We start from the raw sequence: 26,244 nt of genomic DNA, 5'->3' as shown, positions 1-26,244 counted from the left end.
CGTGAGCACTTGTAATGTTTCATTTCGAGCGGTCTGCCGCACGAAAATTGCGCGCTTTATAGTCGGCCCTTGATGCGTAATGGATTACCGTTCGTTTCTGACGAATTGCCGAAGCAACTTAACGGATCCGGTTGTCAAGAGCCGTAACATAAGCGGGGCGGCGGGCGCCCGGACCCGCCGGCTATTTTGGATTATTTCTTCATATCGATCGCGCTTTTCGACCCCACCTGCGCGCGCAATTCGTATTTCTGGATCTTGCCCGTTGCGGTGCGCGGCAACTCGCCGAACTTCACGACGCGAGGCACCTTGTAAGCCGCGAGAAAGAGCCGGCAATGCGCGATGATCTCCTCGACCGTTGCGCTCGCACCTTCCCGCAATTCGACAAATGCACACGGCACTTCACCCCACTTCGCGTCGGGCATCGCCACGACCGCCGCGAGCGCGACCGCGGGATGGCGATACAGCGTGTCTTCCACCTCGATGCTCGAAATGTTCTCGCCGCCCGAGATGATGATGTCCTTGCTGCGGTCGGTGATGCGTACATAGCCGTCGGGGCTCATTACGCCGAGATCGCCGGTATGGAACCACCCGCCGCGAAACGCCTCTTCCGTCGCCCGCTCGTTCTTCAGATAGCCCTTCATGCAGATGTTGCCGCGAAACATGATTTCGCCGAGCGTTTCGCCGTCGTTCGGCACGGGCTCCATCGTCTCGGGGTTGCGCACGCTGATGCCGCTTTGCAGGTGATAGCGCACGCCCTGGCGCGCGGCGAGCCGCGCCTGTTCGTCTTCGGGCAGCGTTTTCCAGCCGTCCTGCGTCGCGCACACCGAAGCCGGACCGTAGACCTCGGTGAGCCCGTACACGTGCGTGAGTTCGATGCCGATGGTCTTCATCTTCGCGATCACGGCGGGTGCGGGCGGCGCGCCCGCCACCATCGTGCGCACCGTGTGAGCGATGCCCTCGCGGTATTCGGCGGGTGCGTCGGCGAGCGCGCCCTGCACGATGGGCGCGCCGCAATAGTGCGTGACACCTTCGGTGCGGATCAAATCGAACACGAGCTTCGCGTCGAACTTGCGCAGGCACACGTTCACGCCCGCGCGCGCCGCCACGGTCCACGCGAAGCACCAGCCGTTGCAATGAAAGAGCGGCAGCGTCCACAAATACACCGCGTGCTTGGGCATATCCCATTCGAGGATATTGCTCACCGCATTCAGATACGCGCCGCGATGGTGATAGACCACGCCCTTCGGGTCGCCGGTCGTGCCCGAGGTGTAGTTCAGCGCGATGGCGTCCCACTCGTTCGCGGGCAGTTGCCAGGCGAACTCGGGGTCGCCTTGTTCGAGAAAGGCTTCATAGTCGATGCCGCGCGGAAAATGCTCGGGGTCCGCGGGCGCGACATCGGCCACGGTAATGATCTTCAGCGCCGGAAATTCGAGTGCCGCGCGTTGCGCGAGCGTCGCGAACTCGGTGTCGACGATGAGCACCTTCGCCTCGCCATGGCGCAGCATGAACAGCATGGTCGCGACGTCGAGCCGCGTATTGAGCGTATTGAGCACGGCGCCCGCCATCGGTACGCCGAAGTGCGCTTCGACCATGGCGGGGATGTTGGGGAGCAGCACCGCGACGGTGTCGCCGCGCGCGACACCCGACCGTTCGAGCGCGCTCGCGAGACGCCGCGTGCGCGCATAGGTCTCGCGCCAGTTGCGGCGCACGTTGCCGTGGACCATGGCGAGACGCTCGCCATAAACCTCGGCGGCGCGCGCAATGAAGTCGATGGGCGTGAGCGGGACGTAATTGGCTTCGCGTTGCGCGAGCCCTTCCTCGTACGGGTGCGACATGGTGCTGTCTCCTGATTCGATCCATACAGGCCCCGGGGTGCGGGCCTGTTTCCGGGTTATCGGCTGGTTTATCGGTATGATTCGCGCTACCGTAGCAGGACGGTGCGAGGGAGTCTGTCGCCGGCGCGACAGAGCGTGTCTTCCCCGCGCCACGGATGACCGACCTCCAGGTAATTCAGATAAGCGCGATGACGCAGCCCATTATCCCCCCGGATCCTGTTCCTCCTAAGGACCCGCTTGCCACGATGGCCACAGTGGCCACGGGCCGGATCGACGCGCGCAATGCGGCGCAACTCGCGGCGCTGTTCGAGCGCTGCGCATGGTTTCGCACGCTCGCGCCCGAGCACCGCGCATGGGTGCTCGAAACCTCGCATGCGCAGGCGTGGGCCGCGGGCGCGATCGTGGCCGCGCGCGACGCGCCTTCCGCTTACTGGCTGGGCGTGAGCAGCGGGCTCGTGAAGCTCGCCATCTTCAATGCGTCGGGGCGCGGCTGCACCTTCTCGGGCGTGCCGCATGGCGGCTGGTTCGGCGAGGGCAGCGTGATCAAGCGCGAGCCGCGCAAGTACGACGTGATCGCGCTGCAGCCCTCGCTTGTGATGGCGGTGCCGGCGGACACGTTTCATCGGCTCATGGACAGCAGCCTGCCGTTCAACCGCTTCGTGATTCATCAGTTGAACAATCGCATGGGCGAGTTCATCGCGCTGATCCAGAATAGCCGGCTGCTCGACGTCGATGCGCGCGTGGCGCAGGCGCTCGCGCAGATGTTCAACCCCGACCTGTATCCGGAAACGGGCCACGCGCTCGAGATTTCGCAGGAAGAGATCGGCATGCTCGCGGGGGCGTCGCGGCAGCGCGTCAATCAGGCGTTGCAGACGCTCGAGCGCGAAGGGCTCGTCACGCTTTCGTATAACCGCGTGGATGTGGTGGATCTCGGCGCGTTGCGCGCGTTTGGGCGCGATCAGATTTGAGTGGCGGCGCGCGTTAGCCTCGCCGCAACCCGCTCACGCGTCCGGCGGAACGCCGAGCAATTGCAGCGAGCCCTGCATGACGCCCGAGAACACCGGCCCCGCCACCGTGCCGCCGTAGAACGAGCCGCCGGCGGGGTCGTCGATCATCACCGCGACGACCACGCGCGGCGCGCTCATCGGCGCCATGCCGACGAACAGCGCGCGATAGCGGTTCTTCGCGTAACCCGCGCCGATCTGCTTGCGCGCGGTGCCGGTTTTGCCGCCGATCCGGTAGCCCTCGACGTTCGCCGCGCGGCCGGTGCCGCCTTCGCTCGTGGCCATTTCCAGCATCTTGCGCATCGACGCCGCCGTGGCCGGTGTCGTCACCGCGCGCGGCGCCGCGCCCGGCGAGCGCGGCTCTCCGCTTAGCAGCTTCGCGGGGTACATCGTGCCGTCGCCGGCAAACGCGGTGTAGACCTGCGCGATCTGCAAGAGGGAAGTCGAGAGGCCGTAGCCGTAAGCCATGGTCGCCTGCTCGATAGGTCGCCAGCGCGCCCAGGGCCGCACGCGGCCCGCGGCGGCGCCGGGGAACGTCACATCGGGCCGCATGCCGAGGCCGTAGTCCTGATACTTGTTCCAGATGGTTTGCGCGGGCAGGTTCAGCGCCATCTTCGTGAGCGCGATGTTGCTCGACATCTGGATCGCTTGCGCCACCGTGATGCGGCCATGGTTCGAGGTGTCGTGGATCACGGCCGGGCCGATGCGATACGTACCCGGAGAAGTGTCGATGATCGTGTTCGCGTTGACCTTGTGCAGGTCCATCGAAAGCGCCGCGACGAGCGGCTTGATGGTCGAGCCCGGCTCGAAGGTGTCGATCACGGCGCGGTTGCGCAACTGACGCCCCGTGAGGCGCGCGCGATTGTTGGGATCGAACGACGGCCAGTTGGCCAGCGCGAGAATCTCGCCGTTCTGCGCGTCGAGCACCACGACACTGCCGGCTTCCGCGTGATGCTTCGCGACGGCCGCCTTCAACTGCGTATAGGCGAGCTGCTGGATGCGGCGGTCGACGGTGAGCTGCACCGTATCGCCGTTCTTCGGCAGCACGCGCTCGCTCGGCTCCGAAACCACGCGGCCTAGCCGGTCGCGGATCACCTCGCGCTGGCCGGGCGTGCCGCGCAGGCGCGCGTTGGCCGCGAGCTCGACGCCTTCCTGGCCCTGGTCCTCGATGTCGGTGAAGCCCACCACGTGCGCCGCGGATTCGCCTTCGGGGTAAAAGCGCTTCGAGTCGGCGATCAGCGTGATGCCGCCGGTGGCCATTTCGTCGATATGAGCGGCGGTTTCGGCGTCGACCTGGCGCTTGAGCAGCACGAACGAGCGCTCGCGCGGCAGGCGCCGGCGTAGTTCCGCGAGTGGCATGGCGAGCAGCTTCGCGAGCGGCGCGTAGGCGGCTTCGTCGAGCAGCTTGGGATTGGCCCAGATCTCGAAAGTTTCGAGGCTCACGGCGAGCAGCGCGCCGTGGCGGTCGACAATGCGCCCGCGCATGGCGTCGAGTTCGAGCGTGCGCTGATAGCGCTTTTGCCCCTGCTTCACGTAGAAGTCGTGGTTGACGATCTGGACCCAGAGCGCGCGGCCGGCGAGCGCGGCAAAGGCCGCGAACAGGACGAACACGATGAACTTCGAGCGCCATGCGGGCAGTTTCGGCGACAGCATCGGATGGCGGGTCGCCGTGGCGTGCGGGTCGCGCGGCGGTTTCCTGGAGCGGATCATCGGGGCGGGAGCGGGGATTTATCGATGCATTATTGTAATCTCGATGTAATTGAATTGAAATTTGCGCTGCCGTGACGCAGCAGCGGGATGACCGGGCGCAGGGAAATGGGTGGATAGGCTCGTGTTTTTCCTCACCCCGCCACCGGCAGCCTGAAACTCGCAATCGACTCGCGCAGCCCCGTCACCTGGTCCTTGAGCGAATGCGCCGCCGCAGCAGCTTGCTCAACCAGCGCCGCATTCTGCTGCGTTACCTGATCCATTTCACCCACGGCGCGGTTCACCTGCTCGATGCCCGCGCTCTGCTCGCGCGACGCGTGGCTGATTTCCTCGAGTATCTCGTGCACGCGCCGCACCGACTGCACGATCTCGTTCATCGTCGAGCCCGCGCTGGTCACGAGTTGCTGTCCTTCGGCCACCGTGCCCGTCGATTTTTCGATCAGCGCCTTGATCTCCTTGGCCGCCGCCGCCGAACGCTGCGCGAGGCTGCGCACTTCCGCCGCGACTACGGCGAAGCCGCGTCCCTGTTCGCCCGCGCGCGCGGCTTCCACCGCCGCGTTCAACGCGAGAATGTTGGTTTGAAACGCAATACCGTCGATCACGCCGATGATGTCGCCAATCTGCTGCGAGTTCGTGGTGATGTCGCCCATCGTGCGCACCACGTCGCCGACGACCGCGCTGCCGCGCGTGGCGACTTCGGCGGCCTGGCTCGCGAGCGTGGCGGCGTGCTGTGCGCTGTCCGCGTTCTGGCGCACGTTGGCGGTCATCTGGTCCATGCTCGAGGCGGTTTGCACGAGCGCCGCGGCTTGCTCCTCGGTGCGCTGCGAAAGATCGGTGTTGCCGGCGGCAATCTCGTTGGCGCCCACGTTGATGTTCTCAGCGCCGCCGCGCACGCGCGAAACGGTTTGCACGAGCGCGCCCTGCATGGTTGCGAGCGCACGCATCAGGCTTTTCGCGTTGCCGCCCTGAACCTGAACGTGCGAGGTGAGATCGCCATGGGCGATGCGGTTGGCCGTTTCGACAGCGACTTCGAGTTCGCCGCCGATGCTGCTGCGAACGCTGCGCACCACGAGCACCATCACGGTCGTGGCGGCGGCGCCGAGCACGAAGGTCGCGAGCAGCCAGCGCAGGAGGTTCGTGTAGAACGCGGTGCGCACGTCGTCCATGTACATGCCGGTCACGATCACCCAGTCCCACGGCGCGAAACGGTAGGCGTAGCTCAGCTTCGGCACGGGCTCGGTCTGGCCGGGCTTGGACCACAAATAGTCGATGAAGCCGCCGTCCGGTTGGCTCGCGGTCTGCGAAAGCTCGACGAAAAGGTGTTTGCCCGAGGGGTCGCTGAAGCCGGTGAGCGTCTTGCCGACGAGCTCGGGCTTGATCGGGTGCATCAGCATCACCGACTGCGAGTTGTTGATGCTCAGGTAGCCGTCCGTCCCGTAGCGGATGGCAGCGAGCGCGGCGAGCGCCTGCTTTTGCGCGTCGGCTTCGGTGAGAACATTCTGCTGCGAAAGTGTGTAGTAATGCTTGGCAATACTGGTGGCTTCCTGCACGAGCGTGACGAGCTGTGCGCGCCGTTCACGGATCATGTCGTCGCGGCTTTGCCACGCGCCGAAGGCGACGATGAGGAGCAGGCCGATCCAGAGGATCGCGATCATCGAGCGGAGTTTCTGGTTGAGAGTCATCTTCTGATTGGTCGGTCGAGGGCTGCGTTGTTGCTGCACTGGGGCGGCAATTGCGGCAAAGGGGGCAACGCCCGCCTGTGATAACGGCGCGCGCACGCCGGCGCACGAGTCAGGATGAACCCTGTGCACAGCAGCGGTTGGCGCAAAAATGCGCAGAAAGCGCCCTTTAAAGCCACAAATTTCACTGTAATTCCATGATTTGCCACTTCCTGCTGTAATTGAAGGCGGATACGAATCATTTCCGATATAGTCGCGGCTTCGGCCCCATGCCGCCGCCGTGGACCATCGGCGGCGCGACGCATGTTTCGCGGCCCCAAACCGATTTCCCAACGACGCGACGCGCGCGGCGCAGCCACGGCTGCTGACGCGGCGTCGTCCCATGGAGCGACACGATGAACGCACGCGAACCCGCCACGTTTTCCGCTGCGGTTCCCCCCGCTGCCTCCACATCGCGCAGCGCACGGCTGCGCCACATGCTGGTGAGCAACGAACTCGAATTCCTGATGGAAGCGCACAACGGCTTGTCCGCGCGGATCGCGCGCGAGGCGGGTTTCAAGGCGATCTGGGGCTCGGGTTTATCGATTTCGGCGCAGTTCGGCGTGCGCGACAACAATGAAGCGAGCTGGACCCAGGTGGTCGACAACCTCGAATTCATGGCCGACGCGAGCGATCTGCCCATCCTGCTAGACGGCGACACCGGCTACGGCAACTTCAACAATGTGCGCCGTCTCGTGCGCAAACTCGAGCAGCGCGGCATTGCGGGTGTGTGCATCGAGGACAAGCAGTTTCCGAAGACCAATAGCTTCATCAAGGGCGAAGCGCAGCCGCTTGCCGACATGGATGAGTTCTGCGGCAAGATCAAGGCCGGCAAGGATTCGCAGCTCGACGAGAACTTCTCGATCGTGGCGCGCGTGGAAGCGTTGATCGCGGGCTGGGGCATGGACGAGGCGCTCAAGCGCGCCGAGGCCTATCGCCTCGCGGGCGCGGATGCGATTCTCATCCACAGCAAGCTCTCGAAGCCCGATGAGATTCTCACGTTCGCGCGCGAGTGGGCGGGCCGGGGTCCGCTCGTGATCGTGCCCACCAAGTACTACAGCACGCCCACCGACGTGTTCCGCAAGGCCGGCATCAGCGTCGTGATCTGGGCGAACCATCTCGTGCGCGCTTCGGCTTCGGCCATGCAAGCCGTTGCGAAGACGATTCACGAGACGCAGACGCTCGTGGATGTGGAGGACCGCATCGCGTCCGTCAACGAAATCTTCCGTCTTCAGGATGCCGATGAATATTCGGAAGCGGAAAACCGCTACCTGAGCGCATCGCGCACGGCGGGATCGGCGATCGTGCTGGCGGCGAGCCGGGGCTCGGGCCTCGACGCCTTCACCGAAGACAAGCCCAAGGTCATGCTGCCCGTGGCGGGCAAGCCGCTGCTGCGCTGGCTCGTTGACGCGTTCAAGAAGCAGTCGGTAAACGACATCACGGTGGTGGGCGGCTATCGCGCCGACGCCATCGACACTGCGGGCGTGAAGCTTGTGCGCAACGAACGCTATGGCCAGACCAACGAGCTCGCCTCGCTCGCGTGTGCAATCGACACGCTCAAGAACGACACGGTGATCTCGTATGGCGACCTGCTGTTCCGCAGCTACATCCTGCGCGATCTCGTGGAAAGCGAGGCGGACTTCAGCGTGGTGGTCGATTCGTCGCCGGAGTCGGAGAGCAGCAGCACGCGCGACTTCGCGTGGTGTTCGTCGGGAGATGATAGGGGGCTGTTCGGCAACAAGGTGCTGCTTGCGCGCATCGCGAGTGAGCCGGCCGCGAATGGCGAGACGCCGCATGGGCGCTGGATCGGCCTCATGAACGTGCGCGGCGCGGGCCGCGAGAAGCTTGCGAAAAAGCTCGCGCAACTGCAAACGCGCGCCGACTTCGACACGCTCGACATGCCCGCGCTCCTCAATGCGCTGATCGCGGACGGCGAGCAGGTCGAGGTGCAATACGTGCGCGGCCACTGGCGCGGCGTGAACGATCTCGAGGATTTCCGCCGCGCGGGGGATTTCGCGCAGGGCGTTGTTGTTCAGGGCGTCGCTACGCCGGGCGTCGCTACGCAGTCGAAGTCGGAGGGCAAGGCATGATCGAAGCTGCACAGTTTGTGGAAGCGGCGCGCTCGCGCGGCTTCGAATGGTACGCGGGCGTGCCGTGCTCGTTCCTCACGCCGTTCATCAATTACGTGCTGCAGGACGAGTCGCTTCATTACGTGTCGGCGGCGAACGAGGGCGATGCTGTCGCGCTGATCGCGGGCGTGGCGCTCGCGGGTAAGCGCGGCATCTCGATGATGCAGAATTCCGGGCTCGGCAACGCCGTGAGCCCGCTGACTTCGCTCACGTGGACCTTCCGTCTGCCGCAATTGCTGATCGTGACGTGGCGCGGCCAGCCTGGCGTTTCCGACGAGCCGCAGCACGCGCTGATGGGCCCCGTCACGCCGCAGATGCTCGATACGATGGAGATTCCGTGGGAGCTGTTCCCTACGGAAGCGGAAGCCATCGGCCCGGCGCTCGATCGCGCGCTCAGGCATATGGACGAGACGGGCCGCCCGTATGCGCTCGTGATGCAAAAGGGCAGCGTGGCGCCGTTCGAACTCAAGGGTAGCGGCGCAATGCCCGAGAAGCACGCGCTGCCCGTCGCCCAATCGAAATGGACGCAGCGGACTCCTGATCAATTGCCCACGCGTCAGCAGGCGCTCGAACGCGTGATCGCGGCTACGCCCGCGCAATCGTCGGTGGTGGTGGCATCGACGGGTTTCTGCGGCCGCGAACTCTACGCACTCGACGATCGCGCCAACCAGCTTTATATGGTCGGCTCGATGGGCTGCGTCACGCCGTTCGCGCTCGGGCTTGCGCTCGCGCGCCCGGACCTGAACGTGGTGGCGCTCGACGGCGACGGCGCGGCGCTCATGCGCATGGGCGCTTTCGCGACGCTTGGCGCTTACGGCCCGTCGAACCTCACGCATGTGCTGCTCGACAATGGCGCACACGATTCAACAGGCGGCCAGGCGACGGTTTCGCCGCAAGTGTCGTTCGCGGGCGTGGCGGCGGCGTGCGGTTACGCCGATGCCGTGGAGAGCGACGACCTCGCGGTGCTCGACGCCGTGCTCGCTGGCGCGAACGGTGCGGCGGACGGCCCGGGGGTGAACGGCACCCGCTTCGTACGCCTGACTATCCGTCGCGGCACGCCCGATGGGTTGCCGCGTCCGACCATCACGCCGCCCGAGGTGAAGGCGCGTCTCATGCGCCACATCGGCGCGCCCGCTCAAGCAGCGGAACTTGCCGTTGAACGATAAGGAGTTGCCGATGCTGTTGCTCAATCCCGGTCCCGTCACGCTTACTGAGCGCGTGCGCCGCAGCCTGCTGCAAGAAGACCTCTGCCACCGCGAAAGCGAATTTTTCGACATTCAGGAAGAGGCGCGCGCGCGCCTCGTGGGCGTCTACGATCTGGACCCTGCGCAGTGGCAGGCCGTGCTCATGACCGGCTCCGGCACAGCCGCGGTCGAGAGCATGATTGCCTCGCTCGTGCCCGCCAACGGCAAGCTGCTGATCGTCGAGAACGGTGTGTACGGCGAGCGCATCACGCAGATCGCCGCGCAGTACCAGATCGCGCACGAAGTGGTGAAGCACGAATGGATGCCGGCGCCCGATCTCGCGCGCATTTGCGCGGCACTCGACGCTGACCGTGCGATCACGCATGTCGCGATCATCCACCACGAGACCACCACGGGCCGGCTGAACGATCTGCGCGCGCTGGGCGAGGCGTGCCGCGCGCGCGGCGTGCAGATGCTCGTGGACGGCGTGAGCAGCTTCGGCGCCGAAGCCATCGATTTCGCCGACACGAGCATTGCCGCCGTAGCCGCGACCGCGAACAAGTGCCTGCACGGCGTGCCGGGCGCGGCCTTCGTTGTGGTGCGCCGCGCGGCGCTCGCGAATGCATCGAGCCGCACGTACTATCTCGACCTCAAGCGCCTCGCCACGCTCCAGGATCAGCGCAATACGCCGTTCACGCCCTCCGTGCATGCGTATTACGCGCTCGTGGAAGCGCTGCGCGAACTCGCTGATGAAGGCGGCTGGCACGCGCGTCATGCGCGTTACGCGGCGCTTTCGGAGCAGGTGCGCGCGGGTCTTGCGGCGCGCGGGATGGCAAGCGTGTTGCCGAAGGATGAGTCCTCGGTGGTGTTGCGTGCGTTCCGCCTGCCGGCCGGCGTCGACTATCCGACGCTGCACGACGCGCTCAAGGCGCGCGGCTTCGTGATTTATGCGGGGCAGGGCGGTTTGTCGAAGGAACTGTTCCGCATCTCGACGATGGGCGACATTCACGCCGCCGATGTTGAGCGATTGCTGGCGGCGTTCGACGCAGTCGCGAAGTAGCCGTCGCGATTCAGACGCGCGCCTCACCCGCCGCGCGTTCTCCCGCGCGCACCGCCGTATCTCTCGCGGGCTTGCTTGGGCTCTTGCGGCGCGCCCGCGCCTTCTTCAGCCAGATCAGCACGCCCGTCACGCTGAGCATCGCGACGGCCACGCCCATGAAGCTCATTGCGATACGCCCCGGCAATCCGGCGATCCGTCCCGAGTGCAGCGGAAACTGCGCCTGGATGAAGAGGTCGCCGGCGCTGCCGCGTCCGGGGATTTGCCGCGCGATCACCTCGCCGGTGCGTGCATTCATGACGAGCCAGGGATTGCCGAGGCCGGCGTCGCCGTGATCGTTGCCCGCCGCGAAGTAGCCCACGCCGTACGCGCCGAGCGCCGGCATCGCGAACAGGCCGCCCGGCGGCGCGGCAATGCCTTCCAGGCGGCCCAGCGCGGGCGCCACGGCGGCGATGCGCGCCCGTGCCGAGGCGATTTCGGCGGGCGTGAGCAGAGGGCCGGGCGCGGCTGTGCGGAACGGGTCCGGCGCGAGCGTCGAGAACATCGACACCACAGGGCGCACGACCTGCGTGCCCAGATTCATCGAGATCGATGTGAGCGCAACCATTATCAGCAGGCCCCAGAGCCAGACGCCGCCCGAGCGGTGCAGGTCGAAGGTGAACGCATAGCCGCCGCGCTTCACGCGAAAGGCGAATGATTTGCGCCAGCTCTTGAGGTTCGGAAAGGCGAGCACGATGGCGATGAAGCCGTCCAGCAGCCAGACCATGCCCGCGACGCCCATCGTCCAGACGCCGAAGTCGACGCCCATCCTGGTCGGCAGGAACAGCGTGTAGTGCAGCTGATAGAGGAACGGGACCAGATTCAGGCGCGATAGCGAGGGCGCACCCCACATGCGGCGGCCTTGCTCCGCGCCGGTGACCGGGTCTATCGCGACCTGGTTGTAGCCGAGCGCGAAGGGCTCGCCGGTCTTCGGGTCGATGCGCGGTTCCACGCGCACGACGAACGTGTGGCCGGGCTCGACCGAGAGCGGCATGTAGCTGATCTGCGCGCGCGGGTCGGCGGCTTCCACGCGCTGGGCGAGCGTGAGCGCGGGCAGCGGCGCGCCGGGCGTATCGGCGCGATAGAACGATGGATTGAGCGCCGCATCGAGTTCGTGGTCCCAGGCGATCACGGCGCCCGTGAGGCCGGCGAGAAACAGGAACGCCGCCGTGCCGAGGCCGAACCAGCGATGCAGGCGGACCAGCAGGGCTCTCATGCGGGCGCGCCGGGGAGGGCGCGGTGAACGCAACGTGTGTGGCGGTCAACGCGCGCGGACGCGGTCTGGAAGGCGGTCACGATGGTTTGGTGGAATCCGGTTGAGTGAGTGTTTATTGCAAATAAGAATCGTTCGCATTCTATAAAGAAGCGCACGCGAACGCAAGCTTCGCGAAAGCAGGAAGAAGCGGAGGTGGGCAGAAAAAACGTTCGGCGGCGTGTGCCGGGCGGCCAGCGCGTGGCGGCGTCTCGCTACACCGGATCCTTGTTCGGCGGGCCGTCCGGACGTTGCGGCTCCTCGCCGTGATGTCCCGGCGGCGGCGGTGTGAGCGGATCGCGCTCGGGGTCGCGCGTGGGATCGGCGAGCGGGTCGGGCAGCGGATTGGTGTGCGAGCAGATCATCGCGGGTACCTCGTGCGCAGGCGTGGCCGATCGGGCACGACGTGTGGATGGTTCTTATAGCCTAGGCGATCGGCGCGTCTCGTGCGAGGTTTCGCATGCACGCGCCAGGCAGCGCGCGGGAGACGGCAAGCGGCTACAGCCCATTCAGATCGGCGGGGGTATCGACGTCGCGCAGGATGCCGGGGTCGTCCACGTCGATGCGGGTGAGCGCGGGCGAATTCAGCAGCGCACGCGCGCCGGTGTCGCCGTCGAGCGCGTGCAAGGCCTCACGATGCGCGAGCCCGAATCCAACCGGATGGCCGCGTTGTCCGTGATAAAAGGGCGCGACGAGCGGTTTGCCCGCATCGATTTCGCGCGCGACGGCCTCGATGGTCGCGGGCGCGATGCGCGGCATGTCCGCGAGCGCCACGATCCAGCCTTCTCCTTCGGCGTCCGCCTTGATAGCCGCGGCGAGGCTCGCGCCCATTCCTCTCACGGCGGCGGCGGCGAACACCACGTCGCAGCCGGCGTCGTTCAAGACGTGGGCGAGCGCTTCCGCGCCGGGGCGCACCACGGCAATCACCTTTGGCGTGACCATCAAGAGCCGGTGCGCGGCCTCGTGAGCCACGCTGAAGCCGTTGGGCAGCGGCGCGAGGAGCTTGTTGCGCAAACCGTCGGGATCGAAGCGCGATCCGGTGCCGGCGGCGAGCAGTACGCCAGTGGCGAGCGATGCATAGGCCATGGGGAGAGCCGCGCGAGAGGGGGACGCGTCGATTGTGCGGTGCAACTGCGCGCGAGGCAACCCCGGAAGACGCGCAACGCACGGCGCGTTCCGTGGTCACGCGCCTGTCATGCAATCGTCACGCGCGGGTTACGCGAATGCGTGACGCGGCAGCATCACCTTGTCGAGCGTGATCGGCAGATCGCGCACGCGCACGCCCGTTGCGTGATACACCGCGTTGGCGATCGCGGCGGGCACGCCGGTGATGCCAATCTCGCCGATGCCGCGCACGCCGAGGCGATTGAAGCGCAAGTCCGGCGCGCCCACGAACAGCACGTCCAGATCGCCGATGTCGGCGTTCACGGGCACGTGGTAGTCGGCGAGATTGCCATTGGCGAAGCGTCCCATGCGCGGGTCGAGCATCGCGTCTTCATGCAGCGCCGTACTCACGCCCCAGACCATGCCGCCCATCAACTGGCTGCGCGCCGTCTTCTCGTTGAGCACCTGCCCCACGTCGTAAGCGCCGACGATGCGCGCAACGCGTAGCGTGCCGAGTTCGGCGTCCACGTGCACCTCGGCGAAGACCGCGCCGAACGAGTGGAACGCGTATTGCTGCCGCTCCGCGCCCGGTTTCTCCGTGGCTTGCGCCTCGATCGGCTTGCCGCCCGCACGCGCGATGATGGCGGCGGCCGGGTCGCGGCGCGCAGGGTCGCTGGCCGACACGACCCAGCCGTCAGCGACCGTGACGTCTCCGGGAGCCGCGCCGTGGACCGGCGAAGCGGGATCCGCAATCGCGAGCGCGATCAGCTTGTTGCGCGCGGCGCGTGCCGCCGCCTGCACGGCGGGCGAGACGCTCGCCGCCGATTGCGAGCCGCCCGAGACCGGCGCGCGAGGCAGCGTCGAGTCGCCGAGTGCGAAGCGGATTCGGTCGGGCGGAAAGCCGAGCGCATCGGCGGCCACCTGGGTCATCACGGTATAGGTGCCGGTGCCGATGTCCTGTGTGCCGGAGGCAACCATCGCGGTGCCGTCGGGCAGGATGCGCGCGATGGCCGCCGCTTCGCTGCGGTTGGCCGGATAGGTCGCGCCCGCCATGCCCATGCCGATCAGCGTGTTGCCCTCGCGCATCGCGCGTGGCGCGTTCACGCGGCGCGACCAGCCGAAGCGCTGCGCGCCCGCCGTATAGCATTCGCGCAGCGCCTTCGACGACCATGGTTTGCCGTCCTGCGGCTCCGCTTCGGCGTAGTTTTTCAGGCGCAGCGCGATGGGGTCCATCTTCAGGCGCCACGCCAGCTCGTCCATCGCGGATTCGAGCGCGAACGAGCCGGTGGCTTCGCCGGGCGCGCGCGTGAAGGTGGGCGTGCCGACGTTGAGCGGCACGACGCGGTGGCTCGTGCTCAGGTTCGGGCACGCGTACATCATGCGCGTGACGAGCCCCGACATCTCGGTCCAGTCCTCGAACGCCGAAGTGTGCGAGAGCGTGTCGTGGCGCACGCCGGTGAGCGTGCCGTCCGCGCGCGCGGCAATCGAGAGGTGCTGCTCCGTGTGCGGCCGCGAGCCCACCAGCCCGAACATCTGCGGCCTTGTGACGGCAAGGCGCACGGGGCGGCCGGTTTGCTTCGCGGCCATCGCGCACAGGCTCACGTGAGACCATGAGGATCCCTTACAACCGAAGCCGCCGCCGATGAATGGCGAGATCACGCGGATGTTGTCCGCCGGGATGCCGAATACGGCGGCCACCGCGGCGCGATCGTTCGTCACGCCCTGGGTCGCGTCGTAGAGCGTGAGTTCGGGGCCGTCCCAGCGCGCCATCGTCGCGTGCGGTTCCATCGGATTGTGGAACTGCGTGGGCGTGCTGTAGACCGCGGCGATGTGCAGTGCGCCTTCGTGCATGCCCGCTTCCACATTGCCACGCTGCGAATCGACCGGACGCCCAGGCATCGCGGCCGGTGCGTGCGCTTGCGCTTTCGCGCGCGCGAAGTCGAGCGTCGCCGGCGTGGCGGCGTAGGTCACGCTTACGTGCTGCGCGGCGTCGGCGGCGTGTTCGAGCGTATCCGCCACCACGACCGCGACGGGCTCGTTGCTGTAGCGCACGACGTTGTCCTGCAACAGCGTGAGGCGCCGCACTGCGGGCGGCGAAATGGGCGGGCGTCCCGCGTTCGGCAGGCGCATTGCGTTCTGCCAGGTCATCACGAGCAGCACGCCCGGCATGGCCCGTGCGCGGGTCGTGTCGATCGACGCGATCGTGCCGCTCGCCACCGTGCTCGTCACGAGCACCGCGTGCGCGAGACGCGCCTCGGGAAAATCCGCCGCATAGTTCGCGCCGCCTGTGACTTTGAGCATGCCGTCGATGCGGTCGACCGGCTGTCCGATTAGCTTGTTCATGCGCGTTCTCCCGTGCCGCTTGTGCCGTTTATGCCGCTTATGTGCGTCACCGGACTGCCCGCAGCCAGCATCGTGGCGCGCACGATCGCGCGCTGCGCGAGCTCGACCTTGAACGTATTGCCGGAGAGCGGCTGCGCTTGCGCCAGTTCCGCGGCGGCGGCGCTGCGCAACGTGGCCGCGTCTAGCGTGTGCCCCGCGAGGTGCTGCTCGGCGCGGCTCGCGCGCCAGGGCTTGTGCGCGACGCCGCCTAGCGCGATGCGCGCAGCGCGCACGCGCTGGCCATCGAGCTGCAACGCCACCGCCGCGGAAACGAGCGCGAACGCATAGCTCGCACGGTCGCGCAGCTTCAGGTAGTGCGTGTGATCGCTGAACGCGGGCGGCGGCAAGTCCACCGACGTGATCAGCTCGCCGGGCGCGAGCGTCGTGTCCTGATCGGGGCGATCGGCGGGCAGCCGGTGAAACTGCGCGATCGGAATCGCGCGTGCGCTGCGCGGGCCGCGCACCTGCACAGTGGCGTCGAGTGCCGCGAGCGCCACGCTCATATCGGACGGATTCACAGCCACGCATTGCGCGCTCGCGCCGAGAATTGCGTGCATGCGATTGAAACCCTCGCGCGCGGCGCAGCCGCTGCCGGGCGCGCGCTTGTTGCATTGCGCGAACGCGGTGTCGTAGAAGTATGCGCAACGCGTGCGCTGCATGAGATTGCCGCCCACGGTGGCCATGTTGCGCAGTTGCGGCGACGCGCCCGCGAGCAAGGCCTGCGTGAGCAGCGGGTAGCGCGTGCGCACGAGCGCGTGGTTCGCAGCGTCGCTATTGCGCACGAGCGCGCCGATGCGCAGGCCGCCATCGGGCAAGGTCTCGATGTTCCCGAGCGCGGCAATGCGCGTGATGTCGATGAGCTTGAGCGGATGCGCGACGCCGCCTTTCATGAGGTCGAGCAGATTCGTGCCGCCGCCGATAAAGGCCGCGCCCGGCTGCTGGGCGGCGGCAATGGCGGCGTCGATGTCGTCGGCGCGCTGCAAGGAGAACGCGTCCATGGCCGTGCTCCTTTCTTTCAGGCGCTGGCCGCGTGCGCGTCGCGCACGGCGGCCACGATGTTGGCATAGGCGCCGCAGCGGCAGAGGTTGCCGCTCATGCGCTCGCGAATCTCGGCGTCGCTCAGTTGCGTGGGCGGCGTGCCCACGTCGGCGGTCGCGGCACTGGCTGCGCCGGCTGCGAATTCCGTGAGGCAGGCCGTGGCCGAGCACACCTGGCCGGGCGTGCAGTAGCCGCATTGCAGCGCGTCGCGTTCGATGAAGGCGCGTTGCACGGCGCTGGGCGCATCCGCGCTTGCGAGGCCCTCGACCGTGGTGATGCGCTGGCCCTCGTGCATCACGGCGAGCGTGAGGCAACTGTTGATGCGGCGGCCTTCCACGAGCACCGTGCAAGCGCCGCACTGGCCGCGGTCGCAGCCTTTCTTCGTGCCGGTGAGACCGGCGTAGTCGCGCAGCGCGTCGAGCAGCGTCACGCGCGGTTCGATATGAAGCACGTACTCGCGGCCGTTGATGTCGAGCTTGACCGGCTGGGTGGGCGCGAGCGAGGGCGGTGGCTTGGCGGCATCGGCGGAGGGCGGCGCGTTCTGCGCATGCAGATGAGGCACGCTGCCCAGCGCGGCGGCAGCGGCGGCCGATTGCAGGAAGCGGCGGCGCGTGACGTCGGCGGGAGCAGGGGACGCGTCGTCGCAGTCGCGCGACGTGTCGAGGGGGCGTTCGTTGGACATGGCGTTCGACAGACTCCATAACGAAGGCAAGACGAAAAGCGTGCGACGCAGGGTGCGAAACGCAGCAGAAACGCAAGTCGCATGGTCGCGCAGGCTTGCGTGGCGCGGTCGTCACAATGCAGCAAATCCGATGCCGCGCCTGCTCGGGAAGATGGCCCTTGCCGCTGCGATCAGAACTGCACGTTGCGCTTGTCAAAGGGGAAAGTAAAGCGCTTGAACGCGCGTTTTACGGGACAAAGTGCTTGCTGTCGCAACGCTGTCGCGAAGCTGGCATGAGGCCGTCGCAAAGCTGGCGTGACGGACAGAATGGCGCTGCCGTGTGTTCGGTGTGTTCGGTGTGGTCCGTGCGGGCCGGCTGCGAACGCGAGCGGCGCCTTTCAACAGGCCGCGCTATTCGCGCACTTCATCGAGGTAGCGATGCACGAAGGCAATTGCCATGCTGCCCTCGCCAACGGCAGAGGCCACGCGCTTGACCGGGCTCAGGCGCACGTCGCCGCAGGCGAAGATGCCGGGCACACTCGATTCGAGCAGCCAGGGATCGCGCCGGTGCGACCAGCGTCCCGCTTTCACGATGTCGTCGCCGGTCAGCACGTAGCCGCGCTTGTCGCAGGCGACCTCGGGCGGCAGCCAGTCCGTTTGCGCGTCGGCGCCGATGAAGACGAACAGGCCGCCGCACTCGCGCTGGCTCACGCTCGCGTTCTTCGTATTGAGCATGTCGATGCCGGTAAGATGCGTGTCTCCGTGCACGCCGACTACTTCGGTGTTCAACTCGACGCAGACGTTCGATTGTGCGGCGATCTGTTCGACGAGATAGCGCGACATTTTCTTTTCGAGCGAGTCGCCGCGCAAGACCAGCGTGACGCTGCGCGCATGGCTCGCGAAATATAGCGCGGCCTGGCCCGATGAATTGCCGCCGCCTATCAGATACACGTCGAGCCCGTGCGTACCGCTTGCCTCGCTGCGCGCCGCGCCGTAATAGATGCCCTTGCCGATGAAGCGGTCGAAGCCTTCGATCTCGAGGCGCCGCCATGCGACACCTGTTGCCAGGATCACGGTGCGCGCACGCACCACGTCGCCGCCGTCGAGATGGACAGCGTGCGCGGCCGTATCGATGCGCGCGACGGCGCGCGTGACCAGGATCTCGGCGCCCAGCCGCCTCGCCTGCTGCAAGGCCCGGCTCGCCAGTTCGTCGCCGGAAATGCCGCCGGGAAAGCCGAGATAATTTTCGATGCGCGACGAGGTGCCGGCCTGTCCACCGGGCGCTTCGCGCTCGACCACAATGGTACGCAGTCCTTCAGATGCGCCATAGACGGCCGCAGCGAGCCCGGCCGGCCCGCCGCCGATAATGAGCGTGTCGTATTCGTCGAGTTTCGGCTGGGTCTGCAAGCCAAGCCGCTCCGCGACCTCGCGCGTGGCGGGGCGCGCGAGCAGCGTTCCATCGGCGAGACGCAAGCTCGGGCACGCGTGATCCTCGGGACAGGGGCCATCCCAGCGGCTTTTGAGTTCCGGCGCGTCGGGCGTGAGCCACTCGCAACTGATCTGGTTGCGAGCGAGAAACTGCCGCAGGTTCGCGCAGGCGGGGTCCCAGCGCGCGCCGACCATGGTCACGCGCGTTTTCGGCGGCTCGGAGGAGAGCCCCTGCAAACCGCCGATGCGTTCGCGCGCGAGCGCGCCCATGCGTATGGCGACGTCGGGCGAGGCGGCGGCAAGCGAGTAGTAGTGCTGAGCATCCACGCGCATGACGCGCGAGGGCTCGGCTGCGCGATAGGCGCCAGGAAACGGCGAGCTGAGTGCGAGCGGCACTTCGCCGAAGATCGTGCCAGGCACGCGCCAGCCGAGGGTGCGCTCGACGCCGTCGAACAGCTTGACCACCTCCATCTTGCCGGACAGCACGGCATAGAGCGCACGCTCGCCGCCTTCGTGCACGGCGTATTCGCCGGGGCTCAGATGCAAATCCGCGGAGGTCTGTGCGAGGCGTTCGAGTTCGGTGTCGGGCAGCGAGGAGAAGAGGGGGATCGCACGAATTTCGTCTATGGTCAGCATGGCATCGCCAATGAGCGGGCAAGCAGGAAACGACGAAGGGAGTTCGACGCGTCATGGCGCCCGCATCTTGCGGCGCGGGCGTTTCATGCAGTATAGGCGGCGCTCCGGCTGGCGTTGGCCGGATCAATCGACTGAGGAATCGCCCTCGCCAGAAAAGCGCATCGCCCCGCAAGCGCGATATGCGCGTGCGGGCCGATTGTCGATGAACGGTCAGCGGGGCGCGCATTCACGCGGCGCCCCTCGCGTGTCTCAGTCGATGCCGTGAAACACGGCGTCGTCCGGGCCGAGGTAGGCAGGCGGACGCCACACGGCATCGCGCATCGAGTGCTGCACGAGGTTCTCGACGCCCAGCAGTACCGCGAAGATCGCCATGCGCACCGGAATGCCGTTGTCGGTCTGGCGGAAGATCGCGAGGCGCGGGTCGTGGTTCAGGTCGGTCGAGAGATCGTTCGCGCCCGGGCGGCTGTCGCGCGGCAGCGGGTGCATCACGAGCGTCTCGGGGCTGCAGCACTCGTCCATCAGCGCCTGGTTGATCTGGAATTCGGGCGTGTAGCCTTCGAACGATTCGTCGGCGAAGCGCTCCTTCTGGATGCGCGTGGCATACACCACGTCCGCGCCGCGCAGACCGGCGCGCAGGTCGTGCGTCTGCTCGACGACGTGGCCGTTGGTCGAGATCTTGTCGACGATGTACGCGGGCATTTCGAGCTGCTGCGGCGAGATCAGCGTGAACTTGATGCCGCGATAGAGCGCGAGCAGCTTCACGAGCGAGTGCACGGTGCGGCCGTACTTGAGATCGCCCACCAGCGCGATATGCGCGCCATCGACGATCTTGCCGAGGCGCGAGAATTCGCGCTGGATCGTGTAGAGGTCGAGCAGCGCCTGGCTCGGGTGCTCGCCGGGGCCGTCGCCGCCGTTGATCACGGGAATGTTCACGGCGCGCGCGAATTCGGCCACCGAGCCTTGATCAGGATGCCGAATCACCATCGCATCCACGTAGCCGGCCATCACGCGGCTGGTGTCGTAGATCGATTCTCCCTTGGCCATCGACGAAAACGTGAAGCCCGTGGTGTCGCACACCGAGCCGCCCAGCCGGCAGAACGCGGCGCCGAAGCTCACGCGGGTGCGAGTGCTGGCCTCGAAGAACAGGTTGCCGAGCACCGCGCCTTCGAGCACGCGTGAGATTTTCCGGCGGCGCGCGATGGGCTGCATGATGTCGGCCACGCGGAAGAGGGCTTCCACAGAGTCGCGCGAGAACTGGTCGACCGACAGCAGTTGCGGCTTGCCTTCGAACTCCATCTGGCTCGCCAGCGAGCGCGACTCTACGCTTTGCGTATAGATTTCGCGCGGCTCGCCGCTGCCCACGATTTCCGAGACAAAACGCTCGACGATCTCGGGCATGGCGCGCGATTCCTGCGACTCTTCCGGCAGCAGCCATGTGTCGAGCGCCCGGCGCGACACGCCGATGCGGCTCGCGAAGGCGTCGCGGGTCATGTTCAGACGCCGCATGGCGTCGCGGAGGAAGGCTTGTTGCGGAACGCTCATGGCTGGCACCTGTGATGTCTGGTTGATGTACGCGGTGCGTATATTAGTGTGGCAGCGCGAGAAGTCAAGGCCTTTCGTGCGGCACAGGAGCGGGACTGGATGCGGCAACGTAGCGCAGCGCCTTGGCGAATACGCTGTCGAGGGCGCTGGGTATGCCGCAGTGCAGCAGATTCCCGGGCTGACAGGCTCTTCTGATTGCGCTTTTCCCCGAGCGTCCCCTTTATCGGGATGGGCATTTTTGAGGCGCCACCATAATCGCGGTTTCGATTTTGGATGGGCCGGCGCATGTCGGCTTCCGCAACCTGAGATGTACGCATTGTTCTGTACCCTGGTGTCGTGCGCCGCGCGCCTGCGCGCGAAGCGGCAGCGCCGGAGCGCGCCATGAAGATGCCGTGGTCCAGCTCGGTCGACGAGCTTTCCAGCGGCGAAACCCGTTTCGTCACGCACCGCGCCGCGCGCCGCACGGCGGTGGCCGCTGCGTGCGCGGCGGCGGTCATCACGCTGGCTGGCGGCGTGGCCATCGGCCGTTATAGCGGCACGGGTTCCGCACCCGCGAGCGCGGCAGGCGAGGCCACGCACCATTACGTAGTGGGCGAGATCGGCCGCATGAACGCCTCGATCGCGCTGCTCGATCCTCGCATCGAGCGTCTGGTCTCGCGGATTGCCGAATTGCGCCAGTTCGACCAGCGTTTGCGCGCGCAAACGCCGCGCGGCGCCGCGGCGGCGCCTGCCGTGCCCTCCACGCGCTCCGGCGACGATGACGGCGGCGAGGGCGGTCCCGCGCTTGCGCCACGGCGCTGCGTCGAGGCGTCCGCCGCGCGCGCCAACGTCCACGCCATCAACGGCGAGGTCGACTGCATGGCCGCCACGCTCACTGCGCTCGAGCGGTCCGCGGCGGAGCACGAGGCCGCATGGGATGCGTTCCCCGGCCGCCGCCCGACCGAAGCGGGCCGGCCCGGCTCGCCGTTCGGCAACCGCCTCGATCCGTTCACGCAGCGCCTGAGCTTTCATCCGGGGCTCGATATCGTCGCGCCCACGGGCACGCCGATTCTCGCCGCCGCTGGAGGCCGCGTGATTTTCGCGGGCGTGAAGTCGGGCTATGGCAATGCGGTGGAGATCGATCACGGCAACGGTTTCGTGACGCGTTATGGCCATGCGTCGAAGATCGGCGTGCGGGTGGGGCAGATCGTGCTGCCGCGCGAGCATATCGCCGACGTTGGCTCGACCGGGCGCTCGACGGGCCCGCATCTGCACTTCGAAGTGATCGTGAAGGGCGTGCAGGTCGATCCCGACGACTATCTCGCGCTGTTTGGCGCCTATCGGGCGGAAAGCGGGGCGGAAAGCGGGGCGGAAAGCGGGGCGGAAAGCGGGGCGGAAAGCGCCGGCGCAAACGGAACTGCAAGAGGCCATGGCTGACGCACGAGGTTCCGCGCGCCAGCGCCGCCCGCATCGCGATACGCAGCGCGAATTCGAGTTGCAGCCGGTGCGTTCGCGCGCATGGCGCTGGGGCGTGGCGCTCGCGTGGACCGCTGCTGCGGCGTCGGCTGGCGCGGGGCTTGCCGCGTGGGTGTTGCATGCCGGTGACGCCGGGCAGTGCCCCGCCGTGGCGCCCGATGTGCTGCAAACGCGGCTCTCGAATGCGGAACTCGCGCTGGAGCAGGAACGCGCCGCGCGCTCGGCCTTGCAGAAAGCAGCGGACGCGGCGCAGGCCGAGACCACGAAGCTACAAGCCGAACTGGTGTTCCTGCGCAACCACGGCGCGCGCTCGAACGCGCGCTAAAGCTTGTGGCCGATTTACGCCGCCCCAATTCGCGTCTCTAGCCGGCCTCGACAAGACCATCTGGAATCCACCGTAATCAACCGCAACGGTACGACTCATGTTCAACAAGAAGAAACCTCAGCCGGGCATTGCCCAAACCAAGCTCGCGACGCTGATCGCCGAGGATGTCCACGTCACCGGCAATCTGGAATTCACCGAAGGGCTGCGGCTCGACGGCAAGGTGAGCGGCAATGTGACGAGCAAGGCGGGCGCGCAGACGCTGCTCGTGCTGAGCGAGCGCAGCGCCGTGCAGGGCAATGTGCATGGCTACGACATCGTGGTCAACGGGCGCATCGTGGGCGACGTGATCGCCGATCATTTCGTCGAATTGCAGTCGAATGCGCACGTGGTCGGCAACATCTACTACCAGCAATTGCGGATGGATTGCGGCGCGAGCGTGGACGGCAAGCTCACCAGGCGCGACCCGGGCGAGGCGCCGAGCCTGCTGCCCGACGCGTCGGTTACGTCGGCTTCGTCGGTTTCGTCGGTTACCGACGTCGAGGTGCTCGACTGAGCGCCAGGGCGCGCGCGATTTCCAGTACACTCCCCGACATGCCACGTCAGCCGAGTCCCTTCGTCACGCCATTTGCCGTCGCCGCTTCGCGCGCGATGCTGGCGCGCGCGCTGGCCTCGTGCGCGTGCGTGAAAGCCAAAGCCAAAAAACAGCCGCTCATCTGACCGGAGCATGCTGTTCCGTCGGATGGTGCGATGGAACGGCCTGCCGGCGGCGCCCCGCCTCTTCCTCCCTCCTGGCTTGCCCGACTCCCGCGTACGGTTCGACGGACCTTTCACACGGTCACGTACAAGGGAAAATCATGTCTTCGTTTTCGGGTATCTGGATTCCGCTCGTCACGCCGTTCCATCGCGGCGCGGTCGATCATGAGGCGCTCGATGCGCTCGTGCGCCACTACGCGCAAGCGGGCGTAACGGGCTTCGTCGCGCTCGGCACGACCGGCGAGCCTGCCGCGCTCGAGGAGCGCGAGCAGGACGCCGTGCTCGCCACCGTGCTCGCGGGCGCGGGCGGTATGCCGGTGGTCGCAGGCGTGAGCGGCAATCATACGCAGTCGGTGTGCGAGCGGATTGCCGCGCTCAACGAGATGCCTGTTGCAGGCGTGCTGGCGGCTGCGCCGTATTACATTCGCCCGTCGCAGGCCGGCGTGGCCGGCCACTTCGCGGCGCTGGCCGATGCGAGCCGCAAGCCCGTGATCGTCTATGACATTCCCGCGCGCACGGGCGTGCAACTCGAATTGCCGACGCTGCTCGACCTCGCGGGCCATGCGCGCATCGTCGCGGTGAAGGATTGCGGCGGCTCGCTTGCGAAGACGCTCGCGCTGATTCTCGACGGCCGCCTGCAGGTGCTGTGCGGCGAGGACATCGAGATGTTCGGCGCGCTGTGCGCGGGCGCGAGCGGCGCGATTGCGGCATCGGCGCATCTGTTGCCGGAGCGTTTTGTGGCGATGGAGCGCACGTTGCGCGAGGGGCGTCTCGCCGATGCGCGCGCGCTCTGGCACGCACTCGTACCACTCGTGCGCGCGGCGTTCGCGGAGCCGAATCCGGGGCCGGTGAAGGCGGCGCTCGCGCGGCGCGGGTTCATTCGCAATGAGCTGCGCGCGCCGATGACTTGCGCGAGCGCCGCGCTGGAAGAAGCGTTGGGAAAGATGGTGGCGTAAACGGCGGAACAACCGCGCGCCGAATATCGCGCGGTGAAATTTGCCGCGCGAAGATGGGCGCGTCCTGGAGTATGGGACGTGCGCGAGCCTTTAGCCCGCGATATGCGCGCTTGCGCCTGCGTTCGCGCGGCTGCGCGAGCGGCGCCGCGTGCGCGGGCGATCGGTGTCCACCGTCTCGCCGTTGAGCAGGATTCGGCGTCCGGGCACGTGCTCCGCCACGAGACGCGCAATATCGAGCGCCGAACTTTCGGCGGGCACGACCTGGCGGCGCGCGTCGTCGTCGAGCAGCGTGGTCCATTCGACGAGCCGATACGCGCGGCCCCACGGATTCTGCAGCGGCGTGGAAACGCGGCACGACGCGATGCGGTTAGTCGAGCTGTCGCGCAGCAGGGACTGCAAGTGCATCAGCACGTCGTCGTTATCAACCATGACCTCGCTCCTCCTCGGCTAACTGCGCGGTTAACGGCGCAAAAAAACGCCGCCGATGCTCCGGCGGCTCAACAGGGGTGAGCGTATGTTTGCAGCGAAGAATTAAACCAGACTTAAGAGCCGCGTCCGGGGCATGGGCGCGGCGCACCAACGGGGTGCGTGCAGTCATCAGTGCGGCTTGGTGCTGTTTTGCTGCAGCGTCGCGCGAACCTTGCGCGCCGCGAAGAGCGGCAGATAGTCGTGGATGCGTGCGTCGGCGCGATAGGTGTCGAGTGCGTCGGCGTAGATGCGGGCTACGGTTTCCTCAGGCGTATTGGTCTCTTCGGCGATACTGTGGACGATTTTCTCGGCGTCGACTTGAAGCATGGAGGTTCTCCAGTCTGCGGATGAGCCGGGTGGGCGGAGTTCGAATTCAAGAACAAACTCACGCACCGCGCCAATTGAATCGGCCTATCGGAATCGCGGGAAAAAATACCGGAGAACATCGTTCGTTCAGACGAATGACGAAGGGGCGGCCCCCTGGCCGCCCGTGTATCCACCTGTGGCTCAGGCCACGCTTTCCAGCGACGGATAGTCCGTGTAGCCGGTTTCGCCGCGCGCGTAATAGGTCGACGGATTCGGCGCGTTGAGCGGCGCGTTCAATGCAAAACGGCGCGGCAGATCCGGGTTCGCAATGAAGAGCTGGCCCCAGGCGACGGCATCGGCTTCGCCGTCGGCGAGCACGCGTTGCGCCGACTCCAGCGTGAACTTCTCGTTGGCAATGTACGGGCCGCCGAATTCAGCCTTCAATTGCGGACCGAGACGGTTTTCGCCGAGCGACTCGCGTGCGAACAGGAACGCGATCTTGCGCTTGCCGAGTTCGCGCGCCACGTAGCCAAAGGTGGCGGCGGGGTTGGAGTCGCCCATGGTGTGCGCGTCGCCGCGCGGCGCGATATGCACGCCCACACGATTGGCGCCCCACACGCCGATGCAGGCGTCGGTGACTTCGAACAGCAGGCGCGCGCGATTTTCAATCGAACCGCCGTAGGCGTCGGTGCGTTGATTCGTGCTGTCCTGCAGGAACTGATCGAGCAGATAGCCATTGGCGCCGTGAATCTCGACGCCGTCGAAGCCCGCGGCTTTCGCGTTGATCGCACCCTGGCGGAACGCGGCGACGACGGCGGGGATTTCGTCGGTGGCGAGCGCGCGCGGCGTGACATACGCGCGCTGCGGACGCACGAGGCTCACGTGGCCTTGCGCCGCAATCGCGCTTGGCGCGACGGGCAGTTCACCGTCGAGAAAGAGCGGATCCGAGATGCGGCCCACGTGCCATAGCTGCAGGAAGATGCGCCCGCCCGCGGCATGCACGGCTTCGGTCACGATCTTCCAGCCTTCGACCTGTTCTTGCGACCAGATGCCCGGTGTTTCTGCGTAGCCCACGCCTTGCGGCGTGACCGAGGTTGCCTCGCTGATGATGAGGCCGGCCGTTGCGCGTTCCGCGTAGTACCGCGCCATCAGCGCATTGGGCATGCGCGCAGCGCCTGCACGCTGGCGCGTGAGCGGCGCCATGATGACGCGATTGGGCAGCGTGAGATCGCCTATCTGGATGGGGTCGAAAAGCGTTGCCATAT

At 66.8% G+C, this 26,244-nt stretch carries 21 protein-coding genes and 1 pseudogene; 8 read left to right on the top strand and 14 right to left on the bottom strand.

Going from position 1 to position 26,244, the window contains the following annotated elements:
* Positions 1-191 precede the first annotated feature (191 nt).
* Positions 192-1,835, bottom strand: a complete 1,644-nt coding sequence (locus tag NH14_RS00160; protein ID WP_035530208.1) for an acyl-CoA synthetase — start codon at positions 1,833-1,835, stop codon at positions 192-194.
* 245 nt (positions 1,836-2,080) lie between these two features.
* Between NH14_RS00160 and NH14_RS00155 the strand changes: the two genes are divergently transcribed.
* Positions 2,081-2,803, top strand: coding sequence for a Crp/Fnr family transcriptional regulator (locus NH14_RS00155; RefSeq protein WP_052148273.1), 723 nt, complete (start codon positions 2,081-2,083; stop codon positions 2,801-2,803).
* 33 nt (positions 2,804-2,836) lie between these two features.
* Here NH14_RS00155 and NH14_RS00150 read toward each other — a convergent pair whose 3' ends face one another.
* Together NH14_RS00150 and NH14_RS00145 are read right to left on the bottom strand one after the other, a co-directional pair.
* Positions 2,837-4,549, bottom strand: a complete 1,713-nt coding sequence (locus tag NH14_RS00150; RefSeq protein WP_035530210.1) for a peptidoglycan D,D-transpeptidase FtsI family protein — start codon at positions 4,547-4,549, stop codon at positions 2,837-2,839.
* Positions 4,550-4,680: 131 nt separating this feature from the next.
* The gene (locus NH14_RS00145) at positions 4,681-6,228 is read right to left on the bottom strand and encodes a methyl-accepting chemotaxis protein (RefSeq protein ID WP_035530212.1); all 1,548 of its coding nucleotides are present in this window, start codon (positions 6,226-6,228) and stop codon (positions 4,681-4,683) included.
* A 392-nt stretch (positions 6,229-6,620) separates the two neighbouring features.
* On the opposite strand from NH14_RS00145, the gene aepX reads away from it, so the two are divergent.
* From aepX to NH14_RS00130, 3 genes are read left to right on the top strand one after another with little or no spacing between them, the layout of a single operon-like run.
* Complete coding sequence (gene aepX / locus NH14_RS00140) at positions 6,621-8,354, top strand: phosphoenolpyruvate mutase (protein ID WP_052148274.1); 1,734 nt, start codon at positions 6,621-6,623, stop codon at positions 8,352-8,354.
* On the top strand, positions 8,351-9,559 hold the full coding sequence (gene aepY / locus NH14_RS00135) for a phosphonopyruvate decarboxylase (RefSeq protein ID WP_035530213.1): 1,209 nt from the start codon (positions 8,351-8,353) through the stop codon (positions 9,557-9,559). The genes aepX and aepY overlap by 4 nt, the downstream gene beginning before the upstream one ends.
* A gap of 10 nt (positions 9,560-9,569) precedes the next feature.
* Entirely contained in the window at positions 9,570-10,637 is a 1,068-nt protein-coding gene (locus tag NH14_RS00130) for a 2-aminoethylphosphonate aminotransferase (protein WP_035530216.1), read from the top strand.
* A 10-nt stretch (positions 10,638-10,647) separates the two neighbouring features.
* On the opposite strand, the gene NH14_RS00125 is transcribed toward NH14_RS00130, so the two are convergent.
* From NH14_RS00125 to NH14_RS00090, 8 genes are all read right to left on the bottom strand, one after another.
* Positions 10,648-11,889, bottom strand: coding sequence for a PepSY-associated TM helix domain-containing protein (locus NH14_RS00125; RefSeq protein WP_035530217.1), 1,242 nt, complete (start codon positions 11,887-11,889; stop codon positions 10,648-10,650).
* A gap of 251 nt (positions 11,890-12,140) precedes the next feature.
* A complete protein-coding gene (locus tag NH14_RS00120; protein WP_165976784.1) occupies positions 12,141-12,290 on the bottom strand; it encodes a hypothetical protein in 150 nt (49 codons plus the stop codon).
* Between the two features lie 133 nt (positions 12,291-12,423).
* The gene (locus NH14_RS00115; RefSeq protein WP_035530220.1) at positions 12,424-13,011 is read right to left on the bottom strand and encodes a nucleotidyltransferase family protein; all 588 of its coding nucleotides are present in this window, start codon (positions 13,009-13,011) and stop codon (positions 12,424-12,426) included.
* A gap of 129 nt (positions 13,012-13,140) precedes the next feature.
* A complete protein-coding gene (locus NH14_RS00110) occupies positions 13,141-15,372 on the bottom strand; it encodes a xanthine dehydrogenase family protein molybdopterin-binding subunit (RefSeq protein ID WP_035530223.1) in 2,232 nt (743 codons plus the stop codon).
* Entirely contained in the window at positions 15,369-16,409 is a 1,041-nt protein-coding gene (locus NH14_RS00105; protein ID WP_052148275.1) for an FAD binding domain-containing protein, read from the bottom strand. The genes NH14_RS00110 and NH14_RS00105 overlap by 4 nt, the downstream gene beginning before the upstream one ends.
* Before the next feature lie 17 nt (positions 16,410-16,426).
* Entirely contained in the window at positions 16,427-17,131 is a 705-nt protein-coding gene (locus NH14_RS00100) for a (2Fe-2S)-binding protein (RefSeq protein WP_035530225.1), read from the bottom strand.
* A 390-nt stretch (positions 17,132-17,521) separates the two neighbouring features.
* Positions 17,522-19,174 (bottom strand): FAD-dependent oxidoreductase, encoded by a 1,653-nt coding sequence (locus NH14_RS00095; protein WP_035530228.1) that lies wholly within the window; start codon positions 19,172-19,174, stop codon positions 17,522-17,524.
* A gap of 249 nt (positions 19,175-19,423) precedes the next feature.
* Positions 19,424-20,716 (bottom strand): aspartate carbamoyltransferase, encoded by a 1,293-nt coding sequence (locus NH14_RS00090; RefSeq protein WP_035530231.1) that lies wholly within the window; start codon positions 20,714-20,716, stop codon positions 19,424-19,426.
* Positions 20,717-21,097: 381 nt separating this feature from the next.
* On the opposite strand from NH14_RS00090, the gene NH14_RS00085 reads away from it, so the two are divergent.
* The 4 genes from NH14_RS00085 (at position 21,098) to dapA (ending at position 24,205) form a co-directional block, all read left to right on the top strand.
* Positions 21,098-22,132, top strand: coding sequence for a M23 family metallopeptidase (locus tag NH14_RS00085; protein WP_084225759.1), 1,035 nt, complete (start codon positions 21,098-21,100; stop codon positions 22,130-22,132).
* Positions 22,125-22,496 (top strand): hypothetical protein, encoded by a 372-nt coding sequence (locus tag NH14_RS00080; RefSeq protein ID WP_035530234.1) that lies wholly within the window; start codon positions 22,125-22,127, stop codon positions 22,494-22,496. Before NH14_RS00085 ends, NH14_RS00080 begins: the two co-directional genes overlap by 8 nt.
* A gap of 97 nt (positions 22,497-22,593) precedes the next feature.
* The gene (locus NH14_RS00075; RefSeq protein WP_035530237.1) at positions 22,594-23,049 is read left to right on the top strand and encodes a bactofilin family protein; all 456 of its coding nucleotides are present in this window, start codon (positions 22,594-22,596) and stop codon (positions 23,047-23,049) included.
* A 301-nt stretch (positions 23,050-23,350) separates the two neighbouring features.
* Entirely contained in the window at positions 23,351-24,205 is an 855-nt protein-coding gene (gene dapA / locus NH14_RS00070) for a 4-hydroxy-tetrahydrodipicolinate synthase (RefSeq protein WP_035530239.1), read from the top strand.
* 195 nt (positions 24,206-24,400) lie between these two features.
* On the opposite strand, the pseudogene NH14_RS00065 reads toward dapA, so the two are convergent.
* The 3 genes and pseudogenes from NH14_RS00065 to NH14_RS00055 all read right to left on the bottom strand — a co-directional run.
* A pseudogene (locus tag NH14_RS00065) lies at positions 24,401-24,634 on the bottom strand (DUF2866 domain-containing protein); the annotation flags it as partial.
* 168 nt (positions 24,635-24,802) lie between these two features.
* The gene (locus NH14_RS00060; RefSeq protein WP_035530241.1) at positions 24,803-25,000 is read right to left on the bottom strand and encodes a DUF3562 domain-containing protein; all 198 of its coding nucleotides are present in this window, start codon (positions 24,998-25,000) and stop codon (positions 24,803-24,805) included.
* Positions 25,001-25,180: 180 nt separating this feature from the next.
* Positions 25,181-26,242 (bottom strand): alkene reductase, encoded by a 1,062-nt coding sequence (locus tag NH14_RS00055; protein ID WP_035530243.1) that lies wholly within the window; start codon positions 26,240-26,242, stop codon positions 25,181-25,183.
* Between the last annotated feature and the right edge of the window lie 2 nt (positions 26,243-26,244).

This window comes from Paraburkholderia sacchari, from assembly GCF_000785435.2.
Classification (GTDB): domain Bacteria; phylum Pseudomonadota; class Gammaproteobacteria; order Burkholderiales; family Burkholderiaceae; genus Paraburkholderia; species Paraburkholderia sacchari.
The sequence above is the reverse complement of the archived record's forward strand: the minus strand, read 5'-3'. Positions and strand labels throughout refer to the sequence as shown.

Excerpts from the sequence above, each read along its gene's own strand:
- NH14_RS00160 (WP_035530208.1), bottom strand. The coding sequence starts at position 1,835 with ATGTCGCACCCGTACGAGGAAGGGCTCGCGCAACGCGAAGCCAATTAC.
- NH14_RS00155 (WP_052148273.1), top strand. The coding sequence starts at position 2,081 with ATGGCCACAGTGGCCACGGGCCGGATCGACGCGCGCAATGCGGCGCAA.
- NH14_RS00150 (WP_035530210.1), bottom strand. The coding sequence starts at position 4,549 with ATGATCCGCTCCAGGAAACCGCCGCGCGACCCGCACGCCACGGCGACC.
- NH14_RS00145 (WP_035530212.1), bottom strand. The coding sequence starts at position 6,228 with ATGACTCTCAACCAGAAACTCCGCTCGATGATCGCGATCCTCTGGATC.
- aepX (WP_052148274.1), top strand. The coding sequence starts at position 6,621 with ATGAACGCACGCGAACCCGCCACGTTTTCCGCTGCGGTTCCCCCCGCT.
- aepY (WP_035530213.1), top strand. The coding sequence starts at position 8,351 with ATGATCGAAGCTGCACAGTTTGTGGAAGCGGCGCGCTCGCGCGGCTTC.
- NH14_RS00130 (WP_035530216.1), top strand. The coding sequence starts at position 9,570 with ATGCTGTTGCTCAATCCCGGTCCCGTCACGCTTACTGAGCGCGTGCGC.
- NH14_RS00125 (WP_035530217.1), bottom strand. The coding sequence starts at position 11,889 with ATGAGAGCCCTGCTGGTCCGCCTGCATCGCTGGTTCGGCCTCGGCACG.
- NH14_RS00120 (WP_165976784.1), bottom strand. The coding sequence starts at position 12,290 with ATGATCTGCTCGCACACCAATCCGCTGCCCGACCCGCTCGCCGATCCC.
- NH14_RS00115 (WP_035530220.1), bottom strand. The coding sequence starts at position 13,011 with ATGGCCTATGCATCGCTCGCCACTGGCGTACTGCTCGCCGCCGGCACC.
- NH14_RS00110 (WP_035530223.1), bottom strand. The coding sequence starts at position 15,372 with ATGAACAAGCTAATCGGACAGCCGGTCGACCGCATCGACGGCATGCTC.
- NH14_RS00105 (WP_052148275.1), bottom strand. The coding sequence starts at position 16,409 with ATGGACGCGTTCTCCTTGCAGCGCGCCGACGACATCGACGCCGCCATT.
- NH14_RS00100 (WP_035530225.1), bottom strand. The coding sequence starts at position 17,131 with ATGTCCAACGAACGCCCCCTCGACACGTCGCGCGACTGCGACGACGCG.
- NH14_RS00095 (WP_035530228.1), bottom strand. The coding sequence starts at position 19,174 with ATGCTGACCATAGACGAAATTCGTGCGATCCCCCTCTTCTCCTCGCTG.
- NH14_RS00090 (WP_035530231.1), bottom strand. The coding sequence starts at position 20,716 with ATGAGCGTTCCGCAACAAGCCTTCCTCCGCGACGCCATGCGGCGTCTG.
- NH14_RS00085 (WP_084225759.1), top strand. The coding sequence starts at position 21,098 with ATGAAGATGCCGTGGTCCAGCTCGGTCGACGAGCTTTCCAGCGGCGAA.
- NH14_RS00080 (WP_035530234.1), top strand. The coding sequence starts at position 22,125 with ATGGCTGACGCACGAGGTTCCGCGCGCCAGCGCCGCCCGCATCGCGAT.
- NH14_RS00075 (WP_035530237.1), top strand. The coding sequence starts at position 22,594 with ATGTTCAACAAGAAGAAACCTCAGCCGGGCATTGCCCAAACCAAGCTC.
- dapA (WP_035530239.1), top strand. The coding sequence starts at position 23,351 with ATGTCTTCGTTTTCGGGTATCTGGATTCCGCTCGTCACGCCGTTCCAT.
- NH14_RS00060 (WP_035530241.1), bottom strand. The coding sequence starts at position 25,000 with ATGCTTCAAGTCGACGCCGAGAAAATCGTCCACAGTATCGCCGAAGAG.
- NH14_RS00055 (WP_035530243.1), bottom strand. The coding sequence starts at position 26,242 with ATGGCAACGCTTTTCGACCCCATCCAGATAGGCGATCTCACGCTGCCC.